General features: G+C 43.2%; 20 protein-coding genes. 17 read left to right on the forward strand and 3 right to left on the reverse strand.

What is annotated here, in order from left to right:
• Position 1 precedes the first annotated feature (1 nt).
• The 9 genes from mreC to EFA47_RS07695 are packed head-to-tail and all read left to right on the forward strand — an operon-like array spanning position 2 to position 8,534.
• Entirely contained in the window at positions 2-868 is an 867-nt protein-coding gene (gene mreC, locus EFA47_RS07655; RefSeq protein WP_122642734.1) for a rod shape-determining protein MreC, read from the forward strand.
• 53 nt (positions 869-921) lie between these two features.
• The gene (gene mreD, locus EFA47_RS07660; protein ID WP_122642735.1) at positions 922-1,455 is read left to right on the forward strand and encodes a rod shape-determining protein MreD; all 534 of its coding nucleotides are present in this window, start codon (positions 922-924) and stop codon (positions 1,453-1,455) included.
• On the forward strand, positions 1,448-4,312 hold the full coding sequence (locus EFA47_RS07665; RefSeq protein WP_122642736.1) for a penicillin-binding transpeptidase domain-containing protein: 2,865 nt from the start codon (positions 1,448-1,450) through the stop codon (positions 4,310-4,312). The genes mreD and EFA47_RS07665 overlap by 8 nt, the downstream gene beginning before the upstream one ends.
• A gap of 17 nt (positions 4,313-4,329) precedes the next feature.
• Positions 4,330-4,974 (forward strand): septum site-determining protein MinC, encoded by a 645-nt coding sequence (locus EFA47_RS07670; protein WP_122642737.1) that lies wholly within the window; start codon positions 4,330-4,332, stop codon positions 4,972-4,974.
• 35 nt (positions 4,975-5,009) lie between these two features.
• The gene (minD, locus tag EFA47_RS07675; RefSeq protein ID WP_122642738.1) at positions 5,010-5,801 is read left to right on the forward strand and encodes a septum site-determining protein MinD; all 792 of its coding nucleotides are present in this window, start codon (positions 5,010-5,012) and stop codon (positions 5,799-5,801) included.
• Positions 5,802-5,812: 11 nt separating this feature from the next.
• Positions 5,813-6,022, forward strand: coding sequence for a cell division topological specificity factor MinE (locus EFA47_RS07680; protein ID WP_122642739.1), 210 nt, complete (start codon positions 5,813-5,815; stop codon positions 6,020-6,022).
• A complete protein-coding gene (locus EFA47_RS07685) occupies positions 6,019-7,155 on the forward strand; it encodes an FtsW/RodA/SpoVE family cell cycle protein (protein ID WP_330512107.1) in 1,137 nt (378 codons plus the stop codon). The genes EFA47_RS07680 and EFA47_RS07685 overlap by 4 nt, the downstream gene beginning before the upstream one ends.
• A 13-nt stretch (positions 7,156-7,168) precedes the next feature.
• Positions 7,169-7,564 (forward strand): methylglyoxal synthase, encoded by a 396-nt coding sequence (locus tag EFA47_RS07690; protein WP_122642740.1) that lies wholly within the window; start codon positions 7,169-7,171, stop codon positions 7,562-7,564.
• Positions 7,548-8,534: a D-alanyl-D-alanine carboxypeptidase family protein gene (locus tag EFA47_RS07695; protein ID WP_235853233.1), complete on the forward strand. Its 987-nt coding sequence runs from the start codon at positions 7,548-7,550 to the stop codon at positions 8,532-8,534. The genes EFA47_RS07690 and EFA47_RS07695 overlap by 17 nt, the downstream gene beginning before the upstream one ends.
• A 115-nt stretch (positions 8,535-8,649) precedes the next feature.
• On the opposite strand, the gene EFA47_RS07700 is transcribed toward EFA47_RS07695, so the two are convergent.
• Positions 8,650-8,850: a DUF378 domain-containing protein gene (locus EFA47_RS07700; protein ID WP_122642741.1), complete on the reverse strand. Its 201-nt coding sequence runs from the start codon at positions 8,848-8,850 to the stop codon at positions 8,650-8,652.
• A 209-nt stretch (positions 8,851-9,059) separates the two neighbouring features.
• Here EFA47_RS07700 and EFA47_RS07705 point away from each other — a divergent pair, with 209 nt between their 5' ends.
• From EFA47_RS07705 to EFA47_RS07735, 7 genes are all read left to right on the forward strand, one after another.
• On the forward strand, positions 9,060-10,439 hold the full coding sequence (locus EFA47_RS07705; protein ID WP_206215517.1) for an HlyD family efflux transporter periplasmic adaptor subunit: 1,380 nt from the start codon (positions 9,060-9,062) through the stop codon (positions 10,437-10,439).
• A 36-nt stretch (positions 10,440-10,475) separates the two neighbouring features.
• Entirely contained in the window at positions 10,476-11,168 is a 693-nt protein-coding gene (locus tag EFA47_RS07710) for a YggS family pyridoxal phosphate-dependent enzyme (protein ID WP_122642743.1), read from the forward strand.
• 72 nt (positions 11,169-11,240) lie between these two features.
• Positions 11,241-11,774 (forward strand): cell division protein SepF, encoded by a 534-nt coding sequence (locus EFA47_RS07715; protein ID WP_122642744.1) that lies wholly within the window; start codon positions 11,241-11,243, stop codon positions 11,772-11,774.
• Between the two features lie 7 nt (positions 11,775-11,781).
• Complete coding sequence (locus tag EFA47_RS07720; protein WP_122642745.1) at positions 11,782-12,570, forward strand: YlmH/Sll1252 family protein; 789 nt, start codon at positions 11,782-11,784, stop codon at positions 12,568-12,570.
• A 31-nt stretch (positions 12,571-12,601) separates the two neighbouring features.
• The gene (lspA, locus tag EFA47_RS07725; RefSeq protein WP_122642746.1) at positions 12,602-13,126 is read left to right on the forward strand and encodes a signal peptidase II; all 525 of its coding nucleotides are present in this window, start codon (positions 12,602-12,604) and stop codon (positions 13,124-13,126) included.
• A gap of 3 nt (positions 13,127-13,129) precedes the next feature.
• A complete protein-coding gene (locus tag EFA47_RS07730; protein ID WP_122642747.1) occupies positions 13,130-14,041 on the forward strand; it encodes an RluA family pseudouridine synthase in 912 nt (303 codons plus the stop codon).
• A gap of 116 nt (positions 14,042-14,157) precedes the next feature.
• Positions 14,158-14,805 (forward strand): cytidylate kinase-like family protein, encoded by a 648-nt coding sequence (locus EFA47_RS07735; RefSeq protein WP_122642748.1) that lies wholly within the window; start codon positions 14,158-14,160, stop codon positions 14,803-14,805.
• Between the two features lie 325 nt (positions 14,806-15,130).
• Here the strand turns inward: EFA47_RS07735 and EFA47_RS07740 are convergent, their stop codons facing one another.
• A complete protein-coding gene (locus EFA47_RS07740) occupies positions 15,131-15,865 on the reverse strand; it encodes a tRNA 2-thiocytidine biosynthesis TtcA family protein (protein WP_122642749.1) in 735 nt (244 codons plus the stop codon).
• 119 nt (positions 15,866-15,984) lie between these two features.
• Positions 15,985-17,052 (reverse strand): tyrosine-type recombinase/integrase, encoded by a 1,068-nt coding sequence (locus tag EFA47_RS07745; protein WP_122642750.1) that lies wholly within the window; start codon positions 17,050-17,052, stop codon positions 15,985-15,987.
• Positions 17,053-17,655: 603 nt separating this feature from the next.
• Here EFA47_RS07745 and EFA47_RS07750 point away from each other — a divergent pair.
• A complete protein-coding gene (locus EFA47_RS07750; RefSeq protein WP_122642751.1) occupies positions 17,656-18,078 on the forward strand; it encodes a hypothetical protein in 423 nt (140 codons plus the stop codon).
• Positions 18,079-18,082 lie beyond the last annotated feature (4 nt).

An 18,082-nucleotide genomic window follows, 5' to 3' on the forward strand; every position in this document is an offset into this window, starting at 1 on the left:
AATGAAAAAGAAAAATCAAACCTCTTCCACAAGTAAATATTGGCTGGCTGGCCTGTCTGTATTCTGTATCCTGCTGATGGTCCTGTCCGTATTTTCGGATAAGGCTGCCGGGCCTTTTAAAGGGATAGCAAGTGTGACAGTCATACCCATGGAGAAAGGGATCAATCAGATTGGTACATGGCTTGCAGATGTCAGTGAGAATTTTGAGACTCTCCAGCAGGTCAGAAAAGAAAATGAAAAGTTGCAGAGCAAAGTAGATGAGCTGATTACGGAGAATAATAATCTGCAGGAAGAGAGGTATGAACTGGAACGTCTGCAGGAATTGTACAAACTAGATCAAAATTATGCAGATTATGAAAAGACAGGGGCCCATGTCATTGGAAAGGATTCGGGCAACTGGTTCAGCACGTTTACAATCGATAAGGGAAGCATGGATGGAATCGAGGTAGATATGAATGTTATGGCTGGAAGCGGCCTGGTGGGGATTGTCACGAAGGTAGGCCCGACCTGGGCCACCGTGCGTTCTATTATTGATGATTCCAGCAATGTAAGCGGCATGGCATTGACCACATCAGATAAGTGCATGGTCCGGGGGGACCTGACCCTGATCAATGATGGGAAGATCCGGTTTGAGCAGATGGAGAATAACGAAAATAAGGTACAGGTGGGGGATCAGATAGTCACCTCCCACATCAGTGATAAATATCTCCAGGGGATCCTGGTAGGATATATCAGTGAGATCAATGTGGACTCAAATAATCTGACACGGTCTGGCTACATTACGCCAGTGGTGGATTTCAAAAACCTGCAGGAGGTTCTAGTCATCACAACGACTAAAGCAGACCTGACAGGCAAGAAAGCCGAATAAAGGCTACATGGAGCCATATGTCTTACCATCGGCAGGAAAGGAGTAGATAAGGGATGAAAAAAATGAAAGCAAAAAGAGTGGCTGTGACTGCCCTGATTCTGCTCGTATGCTATTTGCTGCAGTGTACTGTGTTTCCAAATCTGGCGCTGGCATCTATTAAACCTAATCTTATGATTGTCTTAACCGCAGCCTTTGGCTTTATGCGGGGGCCAAAGGAAGGGATGCTAACCGGCTTTTTTTCAGGACTGCTAATGGATATACAGTTCGGCAATATTTTGGGATTCTATGCCTTGATATATTTGCTGATCGGGTTTACCAACAGTCTGTTCCAGCAGGTATATTATGATGAGGACATCAAGCTTCCGCTGGTACTGATAGCAGCCAGTGAATTTTTATATGGGCTGGTCATTTATCTTTTGATGTTTATGCTGAGAAGTGAATTTCATTTTATTTACTATCTTAGTCATAATATTGTGCCTGAGCTCATATATACTATTGTGACTGCTCTTATTTTATACCCGCTGATTTTATACGTGAACCGTAAACTAGAGGCAGAAGAAAAAAGGAGTGCAAGTAAATTTGTTTGAACGTATTAAAGATGCAGTTTATCGGATCATAAAGTCACGGCTGTTTGTCTTAATTCTGGCCTTTTGCGTACTGTTTGCCATACTTATTAACAGAGTATTTTATCTGCAGATAGTAAAAGGACAGGATTATCTGGACAATTATAAGCTGCAGATCCTCAAAACAAGAGAAATCATGGGGACAAGGGGCAACATCTATGACAGGAATGGAAATCTTCTTGCCTACAATGAGCTGGCCTATTCCGTGACAATAGAAGATAATATTACTGCTGATACACGGGCGGAGAAGAACAAAATCCTCAATGAGATTCTTGAAAAGGTTATACAGATTGTAGAATCTAACAAAGATTCTGTGATCAGTGATTTTGGGGTAGTCCTGGACTCTGCTGGAAATTATGAGTACTCACAGACGAATGAGACATTGAAGCTGCGTTTTATTGCGGATGTCTATGGCCTTGATACAATTGATAAGCTGGATGAGGAGCAGAGGAATGCAACGGCAGAAGATATAATAGAATATCTCTGCACAGATGAGACCTATGGATATGGGCTGGACATAAAAAATACGGACAAGTCCCATATACTTAAAATGGTAAACCTCCGCTACGCCATGAACCTGAACAGTTTCCAGAAATTTATTCCCACTACCCTTGCCACAAATGTCAGTGACGAGACAGTGGCCGCAGTTATGGAGAACCTGGATCAATTGGACGGAGTGGATGTGGCGGAGGATTCCATGCGCCACTATACGGACAGCCAGTATTTTGCCTCTATCATCGGGTACACTGGCAAAATATCCCAGGAAGAATACAATGCCCTGGACAAGGAACAGAAGAAAAAGTATTCCCAGACAGATATTGTGGGGAAATCAGGCCTGGAGCAGACAATGGACGAGGTGCTGCAGGGTGTGAAAGGTGAGACTGAGTTCTATGTAGACAGCGTAGGCAAGGTAACTGAGACTGTCAGCAACAAAGACCCTGAGGCGGGCAATGACGTCTATCTCACCATCGATAAGGATCTGCAGATACAGACCTACCAGTTAATAGAGGAGAAGCTGGCTGGTATTGTGCTTTCTAAGCTGCGCAATGTGATGAACTACGATCCCAGCACAACCTCAGATGCAAGCGAGATCATCATTCCTGTGGATGATGCTTACAATGCTTTTATTGGGAATGAGATCATCGATGAGACACATTTCGGGGCCGAGGATGCAAAGACAGTTGAAAAACAAGTATATTCTATATTTGAGCAGCGAAAGGAAGCGGCCATAACGGAAATCATCAATGAGATGAACAATAGCAGTGCGGCTGCCTATAAAGATCTGTCAGCAGAGATGAAGGCATATATGGATTATATTTCTATTGATGTCCTGCAGAATGATGCACAGATACTTGTGTCAGATGACATTGATACATCAGATGAGGTCTACAGGCAGTGGACCACTGACGAGTCAATCAGCCTGAACAGATATCTGAACTATGCAATTTCCAAGAACTGGATTGATACCTCCAAGCTGTCAGACTATGTTTCGGCAGAGAAATATTCCGATTCGGCAGAAATTTATCAGGGGATTTTAACATTTTTACAAGATTATTTGAATTCAGATGTTAATTTCGACAAACTTCTCTACAAATATCTTATAAAATCAGGTAGTATCACTGGCGCACAAATTTGTGCCATGGTATATGAGCAGGGTGTCCTGCCTATGGATGAAGGGACATATAACGGACTGGTAAGCGGCAGTGTGGATTCCTATACGTGGCTGTATCAGAAGATACAGAGCCTGGAGATCACCCCCGGGCAGCTGGCGCTGGAGCCATGTACAGGTTCTGCTGTTGTCAGCGATCCAAACACAGGCGAAGTGCTGGCCTGTGTCTCCTATCCGGGATATGACAATAACCGGCTGGCAAACACGATGGATTCAAAATATTATAACCAGCTTGTAACCGGACTGTCCCGTCCGTTTTACAATAATGCCACACAGGAGAGGACTGCTCCAGGTTCCACTTATAAAATGCTTTCCTCTGTAGCTGCGCTTACCGAAGGCCTGATTACCGGGGAAACGTATATCAACTGTACCGGTGAATTTGACAAAGTTACCCCCAGCCCAAGATGCTGGGCTTACCCTGGTTCCCATGGCGGCCTCAACGTGGTCGGCGCACTGGAGGTTTCCTGCAATGTATTTTATTACGATGTGGGATATAACCTGGGATTGGATTCCCAGGGGAATTATGACAGCGACAAAGGTGTGGAGGTTCTTGGTAAGTATGCAGAAGAATTTGGCCTGGGGGAAAAGTCGGGACTTGAGATACCAGAATCAGAGCCTCAGATTTCTGATGAATATTCTGTACAGACAGCGATCGGGCAAGGCAACAATAACTATACAGTAAGCCAGTTAAACAGATATGTTGCCACAGTGGCAAACAAAGGAACTGTATATAATCTTACCCTTTTGGATAAAACCACTGATGTGAACGGAAAGATTATCAAGGAATATGAGCCAGTCATTGCAAACCAAATGGAGGATGTAAGCAGCAATACGTGGAACTTGGTCCATCAGGGCATGATCGCCATGATCCAGGATACCTCTAGTTTTTCGGGACTTGGCATATCCATGGCAGGAAAAACCGGTACGGCACAGCAGAGTGCAGTCCATCCGGACCACGGCTTATTTGTAGGATTTGCCCCTGCGGAGACGCCGGAGATTGCCATTGCGGTCCGTATTGCAAACGGTTACAGCTCATCCTATGCTGCTGAAATAGGCAGGGATATTGTCAGGGCAAATTATAAACTTGCCGATAAAGAGGAACTAATTACCGGCTCCGCCGCAGAGCTGGGCACAGCCATCGCAGGCGACTAGAAAAGGATGTGAAATACGTGGACAGGCTGGTAACGATTAAGAGTAACCGCTACGGGATCGAAGTCCATTTAGACCCCCAGGTATCTTTTGATACACTGCTGGAGAGCCTTTTTACTAAATTAAAGGACTCTGCCAAATTTTTTGAGGGGGCGAAGATGGCAGTATCATTTCTGGACCGGAAACTTTCGGACAGAGAGGAACAGATCATACTGGATTTGATTGCCGAGACAACCGGACTTGATATTGTGTGTATCGTTGACCGGGATGAAACCAATGAAATGACATACAAAAGCATTGTAGAAAATACGCTCACTAATATTTCCAGGCGGGAAGGGCAGTTCTACAGAGGTACTTTAAGCCGAAAACAAGTGCTGGAATCTGATACAAGCATCATCATACTGGGTGATGTGGAGTTTGGCGCTAAAGTTATTGCCAAGGGAAATGTTGTGATTGTTGGTTCTCTCACAGGCTCTGTCCATGCGGGGGCATCAGGAGACAGGGGGGCGTTTATAGCAGCTTTGTCCATGCAGCCTAAACAACTTCGAATTGGCGATATTGAAGCAAGACGTCAGGCCATTCACCAGGAGAGCCTGATGAGTGGAGGCCCAAAGGTAGCGGTGGCCGACGGGCGCCGGATATATGTGGATCCGCTTGTAGACTAATCATAGGAATAAGAAGTTGTAGGAGGAAGAAAACAATGGGAGAAGTTATTGTCATTACATCAGGAAAAGGCGGAGTTGGAAAAACGACTACGACAGCAAATATAGGTATTGGGTTGTCCCGGCTTCATAAAAAGGTTATTGTCATTGATACAGATCTAGGGCTTAGGAACCTGGATGTTGTTATGGGACTGGAAAACAGGATAGTATATAACCTGGTGGATGTCATCGAGGGAAGCTGCCGCCTGAAACAGGCACTGATTAAGGACAAGCGTTTCGAGGAACTGTATTTGCTTCCTTCAGCCCAGACAAAGGATAAGTCCTCCGTCTCTCCGGAGCAGATGCGCAAGCTGATTGCTGATCTGAGGGACGAGTTTGATTACATACTTCTGGATTGCCCGGCGGGTATTGAGCAGGGGTTTGAGAATGCTGTTGCCGGAGCTGACAGGGCAATTATTGTCACTACGCCGGAAGTATCAGCCATACGTGACGCAGACCGGATTATCGGCCTTCTGGAGACTCACGGCATTAAGAAAAACGACTTGATTATAAACCGCCTCCGTGTGGATATGGTAAAACGGGGGGACATGATGTCTGTAGACGATGTGACAGAAATTCTTGCCATCCATCTGCTCGGCGTCATCCCTGATGATGAACAGGTTGTGATTGCCACAAACCAGGGAGAGCCTATTATCGGCACAGACTGTATTTCTGGACAGGCCTATTCTAACGTGTGCCGCCGCATACTTGGCGAGGATATACCTATCACAGATTTCAGCAAGCCAGAAGGTTTCCTGGCCAAATTCTCCAGCCTGTTTAAGAAAAACTAGGAGGAAACTATATGAGTGTGCAATCTGTCCATGTTGCAAAAGAAAGACTGAAAACTCTGCTTATAGCAGACAGAATGCAGTGTACACCTGAAACAGCGGAAAGATTTTCTACAGATATGTATCACACAGTCTCGAAATATTTGGAAATCCGGCCGGAAAATTTTCACATGAAGATAACCCATGCAGATATACATATTAAGATAACAGGAGAGAGCTATTGAAACTTCAACTTCATTTTTTGAATATTAAGCAGAGATACCATTTAAAAGACTATAAATTCAGCCTGGTTGCGCTTGTAACTGCAATTTCGGTCATAGGTGTATTTGTGGTAGGAAGTGCACAGGCATCCTCACAGGGACGGCAGCTGGCCGGTGTCATACTTGGCACGCTGGCGATGGTTGTCATTTCCCTGATCGATTATAAGTGGGTACTGAATCTGTACTGGCTTATGTATGGGATCAATATTGTACTGCTCCTCGCAGTGTTATTTTTTGGTGAGAATATCAATGGCGCTACAAGATGGCTGAATCTTGGTTTTGTACAGTTTCAGCCGTCTGATTTAACAAAACTGATCACAATTTTATTCTTTGCAAAATTCCTGATGGAACGTGAGGAGGCAGTTAATAATAAAAAGACTATTATTCAGGCCGCGGCCCTTATACTGCCGTCCCTGATTCTTATATATAAACAGCCCAACCTGTCTAATACAATCTGCCTGGCGGCATTGTTCTGTATTATGTTGTATTTAGGCGGCCTCAGCTATAAATTTATTGGGACTGTACTGGCCATTGTTATACCTACAGGAGCCCTTTTCCTCAGTATTGTGGTGCAGCCTAACCAGCCCTTTTTAAAAGATTATCAGCAGAAGAGGATACTGGCATGGCTAGAGCCTGAGAAATATGCGTCAGATGAGGCATACCAGCAGATAAATTCAGTCATGGCCATTGGTTCAGGAATGCTGACAGGGAAAGGGTATAACAGCAATACGACAACCTCTGTAAAAAATGGCAATTTTATTTCTGAACCCCAGACAGATTTTATCTTTGCCATAATCGGGGAAGAATTGGGATTTGTGGGTTGTTGTGTGGTCATAATTTTGTTATTATTGATTGTAATAGAATGTATTCTAATAGGTTTAAGGGCCAAGGATACTGGAGGCCGGCTGATTTGCGGAGGAGTCGCCACACTGATAGGTGTACAGAGTTTTATCAATATCAGTGTGGCCACACAGATTTTTCCAAACACAGGTATTTCCCTGCCATTTGTCAGTTATGGCATGACCTCTATCGTGTGCCTGTACATGGGAATTGGCTTTGTATTGAATGTCGGTTTGCAGCCTAATAAATATCAGTAGAGGAGATAGCAATATGAATATAGGGTTAGTAGCACATGATGCAAAAAAGAAATTAATGCAGAATTTTTGTATTGCTTACAGAGGAATTTTGAGTAAGCATGAGCTGTATGCCACGGGGACAACGGGCAATCTGATAGAAAATGTTACAAATTTAGTTGTCCATAAATATCTTGCAGGGCATTTGGGAGGGAAACAGCAGCTTGGCGCACAGATAGAGCATAATGAGATGGATCTGTTAATATTTTTCAGGGATCCCCTCTCCCCCCACTCCCATGAACCAGATGTCAATGATATTGTAAAGCTGTGCGACATGTACAATATTCCTATCGCTACAAATATAGCCACTGCAGAGGCTCTAATTCTAGCATTAGACAGAGGAGATTTAGACTGGCGTGAAATGTATAAATAGAGTGCTCCTTTCAGGAATCTTTTTTTTAATCATAGTGTTTGGAACTGGGTGCAGCAAAACGGAGCCTTCTTATGACCAGGCAGCGGAGTATGAGAAAGCCAATTATGATAGGAATATGTATCAGGGCACCTTTTTTGCCGAAGATTTATGTGTGACAGACACGGATGTGCCGCTTGAAGGATATCAGGCAGACGGCAGCCTGCATGCCTCTGGACTGTTTGATATAAAGGACGAGAAGGTTCTCTGTGCAGACAGGATCCATGAGAGGCTGTATCCGGCCAGCACTACCAAAGTTATGACGGCTTACCTTGCCCTGAGATATGGGAATCTGGATGATGTTGTGACGGTCAGTGAGAGTGCCACACAGTTCGCACCCGATGAACAAGTGTGCGGCCTGAATCCAGGGGATACGCTGACCCTGTATGACCTCCTGTGCGGCCTGACCCTTGCATCAGGAAATGACTGTGCTGCGGCCATTGCTGAATACATGGCCGGAAGCATGGAAGCCTTTGCTGATATGATGAACCAGGAGGCTGCCAGCCTGGGCGCAACAAATACACATTTCGTGAATGCACATGGACTGCACGATGAGAATCATTATACAACAGCGTATGATTTATATCTTATGTTTAATGCCTGTGTGAAGGATCAGAGATTTATAGACATTATTTCAATGGATTCCTATACCGCAGAGCTGACGGACCAGGCCGGTGCAGTCCGCACAGAGGTGTGGGAGCCAACAAACTACTATTCACTGGGCCTGTCCGCACCCCCAGAAGGAATCCGTGTATTTGGCGGGAAAACAGGTACCACTGACCAAGCTGGCTCCTGTGTGATACTCTACAGCCAGGATCTGGAAAACCGCCCTTATATTTCGGTTATCATGGGTGCCCCGGACAAAGATACCCTGTATGTGGATATGACTGCACTTCTTTCAGCTGGACTTACTGCCAGTACGAAAGGCCATTAAACGGAATTCCTAGATAAGGGATTTTCAGTAAATGCTTATGAGCCGCGTATCGTGGAATATCCATAATACGCGGCTCATAAGTTCATTATGTTTGCTTAAACCTAAGGTTTTTCTCCTACTCCATCCGGTTTATTCTTCCAAAGAGACTGATGAGATAGAGTCCGCAAAGACCGACTATCGTATACACAATTCTGGAAAGCCAGCTTAAATTTCCAAAGAGAAAGGCTACTAAATCAAAACGAAAGATGCCGACCAGAAGCCAGTTGACTGCCCCGATTATCACTAGTGTAAGAGCAGTGTTATCAAACCACTTCATATTATTTCCTCCTTTTCAATATCAATGATTTTATTATTACCGCAAAAACTGGAAATATACACATAAAAATGTTATACTATAAAAGTTATCAACAAAAAGTGAAGATTTATGGGATGTACTGAAAATCACTTTCCAGAGGGAGTGTATATACTCTTAAGATGAATTTTCATATACATCCTGCATATTTACCCTTCCGGAGGTATACGGGATTGGCAAGTCGAAAGGACAATTCTATTAATATAAAAAAGTATAAAAGAACACGTGACATGAACGTTGGCATTTTTATTTTTGCCATTGTATTAATTTACCTGATCGTAACGATAGTTATGTATGCGACAACCAAACGGATTTCCACATATGAAGTGAGAGAGGGGAGTATATTAAAGGACAACTCATATACAGGGCTTGTATTGAGGGAGGAACAGCTCATTAATGCAGAGAAGTCGGGATATATTAATTATTTTCAGAATGAAAACAGTAAGGTCAAGGCAGGGACGAATATCTATGCCATTTCTGCCGGAAAATTATCATACGGCGATGAGGGCGGGGAATCTGCCGTCACTCTGAGTCCTGAGGAGCAGTCAGCGCTGGTCGTAAAAACACAAAATTTTAATGAAAATTTTAACCCGCAGAAATTTTCTTCTGTGTATTCTTTGAAGAATGAGATTACTAACACTATGCAGACTGCATCCAACCAGACTAAGACTGCCCGGATGGATTCTGTAATCTCCCAAAATGGCGGGACGGCAGATATATATTCTACCTCCCGGGACGGCCTTGTGGTCCTGAGTTTTGACGGATGTGAGTCCCTCACTGAAGATTCCTTTAAAAAAGACGATTTTGACCGCAGTACCTATGAGAGTGTTGGGCTGGAGGATAATATGCAGGTAAAGGCGGGGGATCCGGCATATAAATTAGTGACAAGTGAAAATTGGTCTGTTATCGTAGAATTAGATGAAAGCGCCGCCAGAGAATTGGCAGATGTGACGTATGTAAAAACCAGGATCGATAAGGACAGTGAAACTATATGGGCCAACTTTTCTATTATGAGCAGGGATGGAGCCTATTATGGCAAGCTGGACTATGACAACTCCATGATACGCTATGCAAATGACAGATTTTTGAATATAGAATTGATCCTGGAGGATGAGAGCGGTTTAAAGATTCCTAAAAGCTCAGTGATAGAGAAAGATTTTTATGTGATACCCGAGGAATATATTACATATGGCGGAAATAGTTCATCTCCAGGCGTGAATGTACAAAAGGGGAGCGGTGTTTCTTTTCAGACAGTGGATATTTACAAAACAACGGAAGAAGGGGACGTTTATTTGAATCCGTCTCAATTTGGCCAGGGAACTGTGCTTGTCAGGCCAGAATCTTCCGAGACCTTGGAATTGAAGGAAACTCAGCCCTTGAAGGGAGTGTACAATATCAATAAAGGATATGCCGTATTCAAGCAGATTACTGTTTTATGTGAAAGTGACGAGTATTATATAGTGCAGGAGGGTGATTCCTATGGATTGTATAATTATGACCATATAGTACAGGACGGAAGTTCGGTAGAAGAAGACGAAGTTGTTTTTCAATAGACAGAAAATTTATTTTTAATGTTAGGAGTTACAGTGATGATCAAAGAGCAGTTGGAAGTAGTAGAGCAGAAGATACAGGCAGCCTGCAGAAGGGCAGGCAGAGAACGCTCAGAAGTTACATTGATTGCAGTGAGCAAGACAAAACCCGTGGATCTCCTTAAGGAGGCATATGATGCAGGAGCCAGGGAATTCGGGGAAAATAAAGTCCAGGAGCTGATGGATAAGATTGACGTACTTCCTGAAGATATTAACTGGCATATGATAGGGCATCTGCAGACAAATAAAGTAAAATACATAGTGAGCAGGACATGCTTGATCCATTCAGTGGATTCCATGAAGCTTGCCCAGGCCATTGACAAGGAGGCCGCAAAGAAAAACTGTATTGCAAAGGTACTGGTTGAGGTAAATGTGGCGGGGGAGGAAAGCAAATTTGGCCTAAAAGTTGATGAAGTGGTTCCATTTATTGAAAAAGCAGCTCTCCTGCCTAATATAAAGGTATGCGGACTTATGACTATAGCTCCCTTTGTAGAAGATCCAGAGGAAAATCGTCCGGTTTTCGCTGATTTACAGAAATTATCTGTTGACATTAGGAAGAAAAACATTGATAATGTTAATGTGAGCATACTCTCGATGGGGATGACCAATGACTATGAAGTTGCGATTGAAGAGGGCGCAACTATGATCCGTGTAGGCACTGGTATATTTGGCGCCAGGAATTATGCCAATTAAACGGGTTCATTGGTAGCGGAGATGTTTGCGAAATAAGATTATGTTAGGAGAGCATAAGATAGGAGTGTAAATATGGGTGTGTTTGATAAATTTTTGGACATCATGAAGTTGAACGACGATGATTATGATGACGACGATTTCTATGATGATGAGTTCGATGATGATGATTTTGACGATAAATCACGTCACTCTCTGTTTACCAAAAAGAGCAGGGATGACTACGATGATTTTGACATTCAGGAAAATAAAAAATCCGCTGCATCAGGCAGCGGCAAGGTAACTCCTATGCGCCAGCCTGCATCCAGAAAAAATGGCAATATGGAGGTCTGTGTGGTGAAGCCTTCTTCTGTGGATGATTCCAGGGAAATTACGGAGACACTTCTGGCCGGCCGCACAGTTATATTGAACCTGGAGGGGATGGATCTGGAGATTGCACAGCGGATTATTGACTTTATATCTGGCGCTGCATTTGCCATCAGCGGGAACCTTCAGAAGATATCTAATTATATCTTTCTTGTGACGCCGACTAATGTAGACATTTCCGGCGATTTACAGGACTTGCTGAGCGGATCTATGGAGACGGCCAACGTAAAAGGAAGATTTTAAGATTAGTATGACAAAGGAAGAACAGCTATTGGAAAGGCGGCTTGCTGAACTGTCAAAGACCGCATACCACCGTAATATTGTTACATATTCAGATTTTTTAAATCTGAATGAATTAAATATTCTTTATTCTCTGCCGAAAGATAAGCTGTATACAAGATATATCACTTTCGGCGGATATGTCCCAGCAGAGCGTCAGATGGCAGCTTTCCTACCTGATGCTCTTTATTTGTGCGGCATTTTTGGGGAAGATGAGACTGTGCTTCATCAGAACTTCCCTTTTTGTGCAGTTTATGTTAAGCCCGCCCATGAAAAATATGCAGAGGACTTAACCCACCGTGACTACCTGGGAGCAGTACTGAATTTGGGAATTGAGCGTTCACGCTTAGGGGACATACTCATTGTTGGGAAAGGGGCCATACTCTTTATCTGCAGCTCGCTTAAGGAGTACCTGACAGAGGGACTTCGGCGTGTCCGCCATACAGATGTATCTGTTTCCCTGGCAGATATGGATACTTTTACATATACTCCAAGGATTGAGGAGATAAAAGGGACTGTTGCCTCTGTCCGCTTAGACAGCTTGTTATCTCTGGCGTTTTCTTCTTCACGTACGAAACTCTCTGGACTGACAGAGGGGGGTAAAGTGTATGTCAATGGGCGGCTCATTACAAGCAATGGCTTCCAGCCCAAAGAAAACGATGTGATCTCAGTCAGAGGTATGGGCAAGTTTCAGTATATAGGCACTTTATCCAAGACAAAAAAGAATAGAATTTTTGTTATTATACATAAATATGTGTAAATTCTATATTAGCTGTAAAGGAAAGTGAATTATGGACAATAGAAGTACCAAGACAGCCTGGAGTTATTTGCTGGCTGTTGTAAGCTGCGCTGTATTGATTGTTTTGGATCAGGCAACAAAATGGATGGCAGTTGTGTATTTGAAAGATCAGCCTCCTTTTATAATCTGGGAGGGAATATTTAAGCTTGAATATTTGGAAAACAGAGGGGCGGCCTTTGGGCTCATGCAGAACAGGCAGATCCTGTTTGCTGTTGGGGCTGTATTGATTGTGGCCCTAGTGGGGGTTATTTACCGGAAAATGCCACATACACGAAGATATTATCTTCTGAGACTCTGTTTTGTGCTTCTTAGTTCAGGGGCCGTGGGAAATCTGATAGACAGAGTACGCTTAAATTATGTGGTCGATTTCTTTTATTTTGAATTAATAGATTTTCCTATCTTTAATGTAGCTGATTGCTATGTTGTGGCCGCCTGCATTTTATTTGCATACTCTATTCTATTTTACTATAAGGAGGAAGAGCTGAATTGTTTTTCGCTCCGGAAGAGGTCAGGTTGACAGATGGAAGAATTATATTTTACTGCCACAGAACAGGGAATACGTATAGATAAATTCCTATCAGAAACAATGCCTGAAGTTTCGCGCTCCTATATCCAGAAGCTGATTAGAGAGGGGGCGGCCACATCTGACGGAAAAACGGTAAAGCCTAACTATAAGCTAGATGCCGGGGAAGTAGTGAGAGTCTTTCTGCCTGAGCCAGAGATGCCCGATATTCTCCCAGAGGATATACCTCTGGATATTTTATATGAGGACAATGATATTTTGATCCTCAATAAACCTAAAGGCATGGTTGTCCATCCGGCCCCCGGCCACTATAGCGGTACAATAGTCAATGCAGTCATGTATCACTGCCAAAATGAACTTTCTGGCATTAATGGGGTTTTACGGCCCGGGATTGTCCACAGGATAGACATGGATACTACAGGCTCCCTGGTAGTCTGTAAGAATGACGCCGCACACCAGGCTCTGGCCCTGCAGCTTAAGGAGCATAAGATTACAAGAAAATATCATGCCATTATTGTCGGGAACCTGAAAGCAGACAAGGGAACAGTCGATGCTTCCATAGGTCGCCATCCCATTGACAGAAAGCGTATGAGTGTCCATTCCCGCAATGGGCGCCATGCCGTCACACATTACCGTGTGCTTGAGCGCTTTGGAAATTATTCTTATATTGAATGTGAGCTGGAAACCGGGCGGACACACCAAATCCGTGTGCATATGTCCAGCATAGGGCATCCCATTCTCGGTGATACTGTTTATGGCCCACAAAAATGTCCCTTTAACCTGACTGGCCAGACTCTCCACGCAAAGATACTGGGTATCATACATCCCTCTACAGGGGAATATATGGAATTTGATGCGCCTATACCCGAATATTTTCTGAAAATACTAGCACAATTACGAAGAAGATAAACAAAAAGCATGTTTTTTATTGTAAATTTCTTTTTCATCTTATATAATAACTAATATAAAAGTTACCTGGTAGATGGACAGCAAAGCCTGGTTGACGTAAAAGGAGAGTGACTGGTATGAAAACAAACACAATTATTACAATCGGCAGACAGTTCGGCAGCGCAGGACGTGAGATCGGCTATAAGGTTGCAGATCACTTTGGGATTAAACTTTATGATAAAGAGATGCTTGCAAGAGCCGCAAAGGAGAGCGGGATTTGTGAGGAGATTTTTGAGTCACATGATGAGAGGCCTACCAACAGCTTCTTGTATTCATTAGTGATGGATACCTATTCTATGGGATATTCAGGCAATACGTATTCTGACATGCCAATCAACCACAAGGTTTTTCTTGCGCAGTTTGATGCGATCAAAAAGATTGCGGATGAAGGGCCCTGTATCCTTGTAGGACGGTGTGCTGATTATGCACTGGAGTCTTATGACAATGTAGTCAGTGTATTTATACATGCAGATTTAGATGCACGTATCCGCCGCATTGCAAGGATTTATGATTTGACAGATGCCAAGGCTAAGGACATGATTATCAAGACAGATAAGAAGAGAGCCAGTTACTATAATTATTATACAAATAAAAAATGGTCTGATTCGGAGAGCTATGAACTCTGCCTTAATAGTGCAGAACTTGGGGTAGAGGGTACCGCCCGGGTTATTGAACAATATGTCACTTTAAAAGAAGAATTGGCAGGCAGAGAGAAAAAACTTTAGAATATTCCCAGTGGGTTAGTACTTACACAGGGCAGAAGTGCAGGCAGGGATTTTAACAGCAGAATGAATGGTTTCTGCAGAAGTTAAATCCCTGTCTTTTTCCATGTAAAAGGCAGATATTTGGGTATACCTTGCTGGACGAAGTCCATCCGTCCGAAGGACATATGTTAAGGGATGCCCTGTGGGGATGCCCTGTGGGTATACCTTGCTGGACGGAGTCCATCCGTCCGAAGGACATGTGTTAAGGGATGCCCTGTGGGTATACCTTGCTGGACGGAGTCCATGCGTCCGAAGGACATGCAAATGCAATATGAGATAAGTATGTTTATCTCTCGCGCAGGATGCGCTTAGGCCATCCTTGTATATTACCGTTTAGTATTGCATGGAACATCCGCTCCCGTGTCCCGGTATGTTCCAGATTAAGCCTTTTAACCAGATCCTTGGCATACTGGCGCTTAGTATATCCGTCTATGGGACATCTACTTTTTACAACTGGAAGATCATACTTATTTTTAAACCCAACAATATCCGCTTCATCGATAAACATCAGGGGACGTATTACTGTCAGATCCATCCGGTCAAGATACAGCATAGGAGAAAAAGAATAGAACCGTCCCTCAAATATGAGGGAGAGGAGCATGGTCTCAATTATATCGTCCTTGTGGTGGGCATAGGCCACTTTATTGCATCCCATTTCCCTGACCGCTTCATTGAGCGCGCCTTTTCTCATTTTCGCACACAGCGAACAGGGATTTGACTCCTTACGCACATCAAAAAGAATATGGTAAATATCGGAAGGCACTATACGGTAGGGGATGTCCATCTCACGGCATAGTTCCTTAACCGGACTTAAATCAAAATCCTGGAATCCCAGGTCTACTGTAATGGCGCTGAGACTGAATTGTTTGGGGTAAAACCGTTTCAGGCCATGGAGGGCATAGAGCAGGGTCAGACTGTCCTTACCCCCGGATATCCCTACAGCAATATGGTCTCCCTCCTGTATCATGCCGAATTCATCCACTGCTTTTCTCGTAAAACTAAGTAATCTCTGTAACTGCATATTTTTAAAGTCCTTTCCATTGCTGCATAATCATATTCTAAGTCGTTTTGTAAATAAAGACAAGATTAAGTCCCGCCGCTTGCGTCAGGATTTTTGCCTTATAATAAAACAGATCCTTGTCAGGGTTCCCTGAGCCTGACGGCCTTGGCTGCCTGACGGCGCCGGTTTTCATCTATTGCAGCATAATGCTTTTTCGTTGTATTGACATCCTTATGTCCAAGTACATCCGCCACAAGATAGATATCGCCTGTCTCTTTGTAGAGTGTGGTTCCATAAGTACTCCGCAGTTTGTGGGGAGTAATTTTTTTATTTGGCGTAACTTCACGGGCGTATTTTTTTACCATATTTTCTACGGCCTGTACCCCCATCCTGCGCCTCTGGGTGGAGAGGAAAAGGGCATTCTCATGGCCAGGCAGGGGAGCAGCAGATTTTCTGGAAGTGTATAGGTACATTTTTAATGCATCTGCCACCTCCTCACCAAAATATACGACCATCTCATTTCCGCCTTTTCGGGTTACTTTGATGCCATTATTTTTAAAATCAATATCTTGTATATCTAGTCCAACACATTCAGATACACGTATGCCAGTGCCTAAAAGTAAGGTGATAATAGCTAAATCTCTATTTTTAGTTTTCTCATAATATACTTTACGCTGACCGGTCAGTTCGTCGCCGCCATGCTCAATATAATCAAGCAGGGAAGCCACCTCGTCTGTATCCAGGCGGATAATGGCTTTTTCATGAAGTTTCGGCATATCAACAAGCAAAGTAGGATTTTTTTTGATAACCTGACGTTTAAAAAAATAGGCATAAAAGCTCCTCAGGGCCGACATCTTTCTCGAAAGACCTTTTTCCGTATTGGTCATCTGTTTATCTTCAGGATTCAGATATACCTTCAAGTATTCTTGATATTCTTCAATATCCACTGGTTCAATACGCTCCAGATCCTGCAGAGTAAACATATTCATCGTATAATTCTTGTAAGCTGGATTATTCTCCATTAAAAAATGAAAGAAAACCCGAATATCATAGGCATACGAAATCCGGGTCCTGGCAGAAGTTTTAGGTTCTACGGCACGGAAATAATCCCTGGCAAAATCAGGCAGTGATTTTAAAATCTCCCTTAGGCGCAATGTATTGTCTATGTAGGCCTGCTCATGATATGTTTTTAGATTTTGATTTGGCATAAGATACCCCCTGAAATACAAAAGAAACCTATTTAACAGGATTGATTATATCATAACTAGCTTTTTATGTCTATATCTTTTGGAAAAATCGGTATTTGTCGTATAGATATATTTATACCCCTATTACTCCGGTATCCATGTAACCCTCATAATTTTTTCAGATAATCAAATTGGCCTGGTCTCTTGTCCCGATGAACGTATTGTGTTCTACGTTATCGTATTTAACCCAGCCGTCTTTTTATTTGGCAGAAAAGCTAAAAGGCCATATATCTAAATACACAATAAGCTATTGTAGAAAGGTAATTATATATAACCTGATACCGGATTCGAATCATCTGCATATCAAAGTATTGCTGAAATCTGTAAAGATTTGGGTTATAATAATATAAGAAGTTAAATGCTGTACACAAAGCAACCTACTTCCTGATCAACCGTCATACGGTAACTAACTGATTAACAAATGAACAAAGAGACAGTGGTTGGAGCCTCGTATGAACCATCACAAGTGGTAGGAGGAATGAACCAGTCCACAGTATCTTAAAATAGCATAGTCTAAAAGGTAAAGAATGACTATGACAATACTAATAGTTAGGAGGTGATAAAATGAAGTCAAAATTAAACATACTGTACGGCGTGATGATATTTTTGCTGATACTTGCCGTAGGAGCAAGCGCATACAGCAAGTATTACCAGGACGTGGAAACCCAAAAGCTGGAGAAACAAATAAAGGAATTGCAAAGCCAACTTGCAGAGAACTCTACTGCCCCATCGGGCGGGGCAGACTACAGCGGTGAGATTTCCCGAATTGATACAGAAATACAGGGACTCAGGGAATTATATGCTGAAATGACCTATTTGTATGACAGCACCAATGAGAGCCTGACCGATAAGTGCGGGCAGATTCCCGATATGCAGGATAGGCTGACCAGCATTGAAACCCAGATTCAAGGTTTGTGGGACACGCTAGAGGGTGCGGGACTTACGCACGCGAATGAGCCAACCCCTGAGTGGGCGGCAGGAAATTAAGTTA

It is taken from the genome of Luxibacter massiliensis, from assembly GCF_900604355.1.
GTDB lineage: Bacteria > Bacillota > Clostridia > Lachnospirales > Lachnospiraceae > Luxibacter > Luxibacter massiliensis.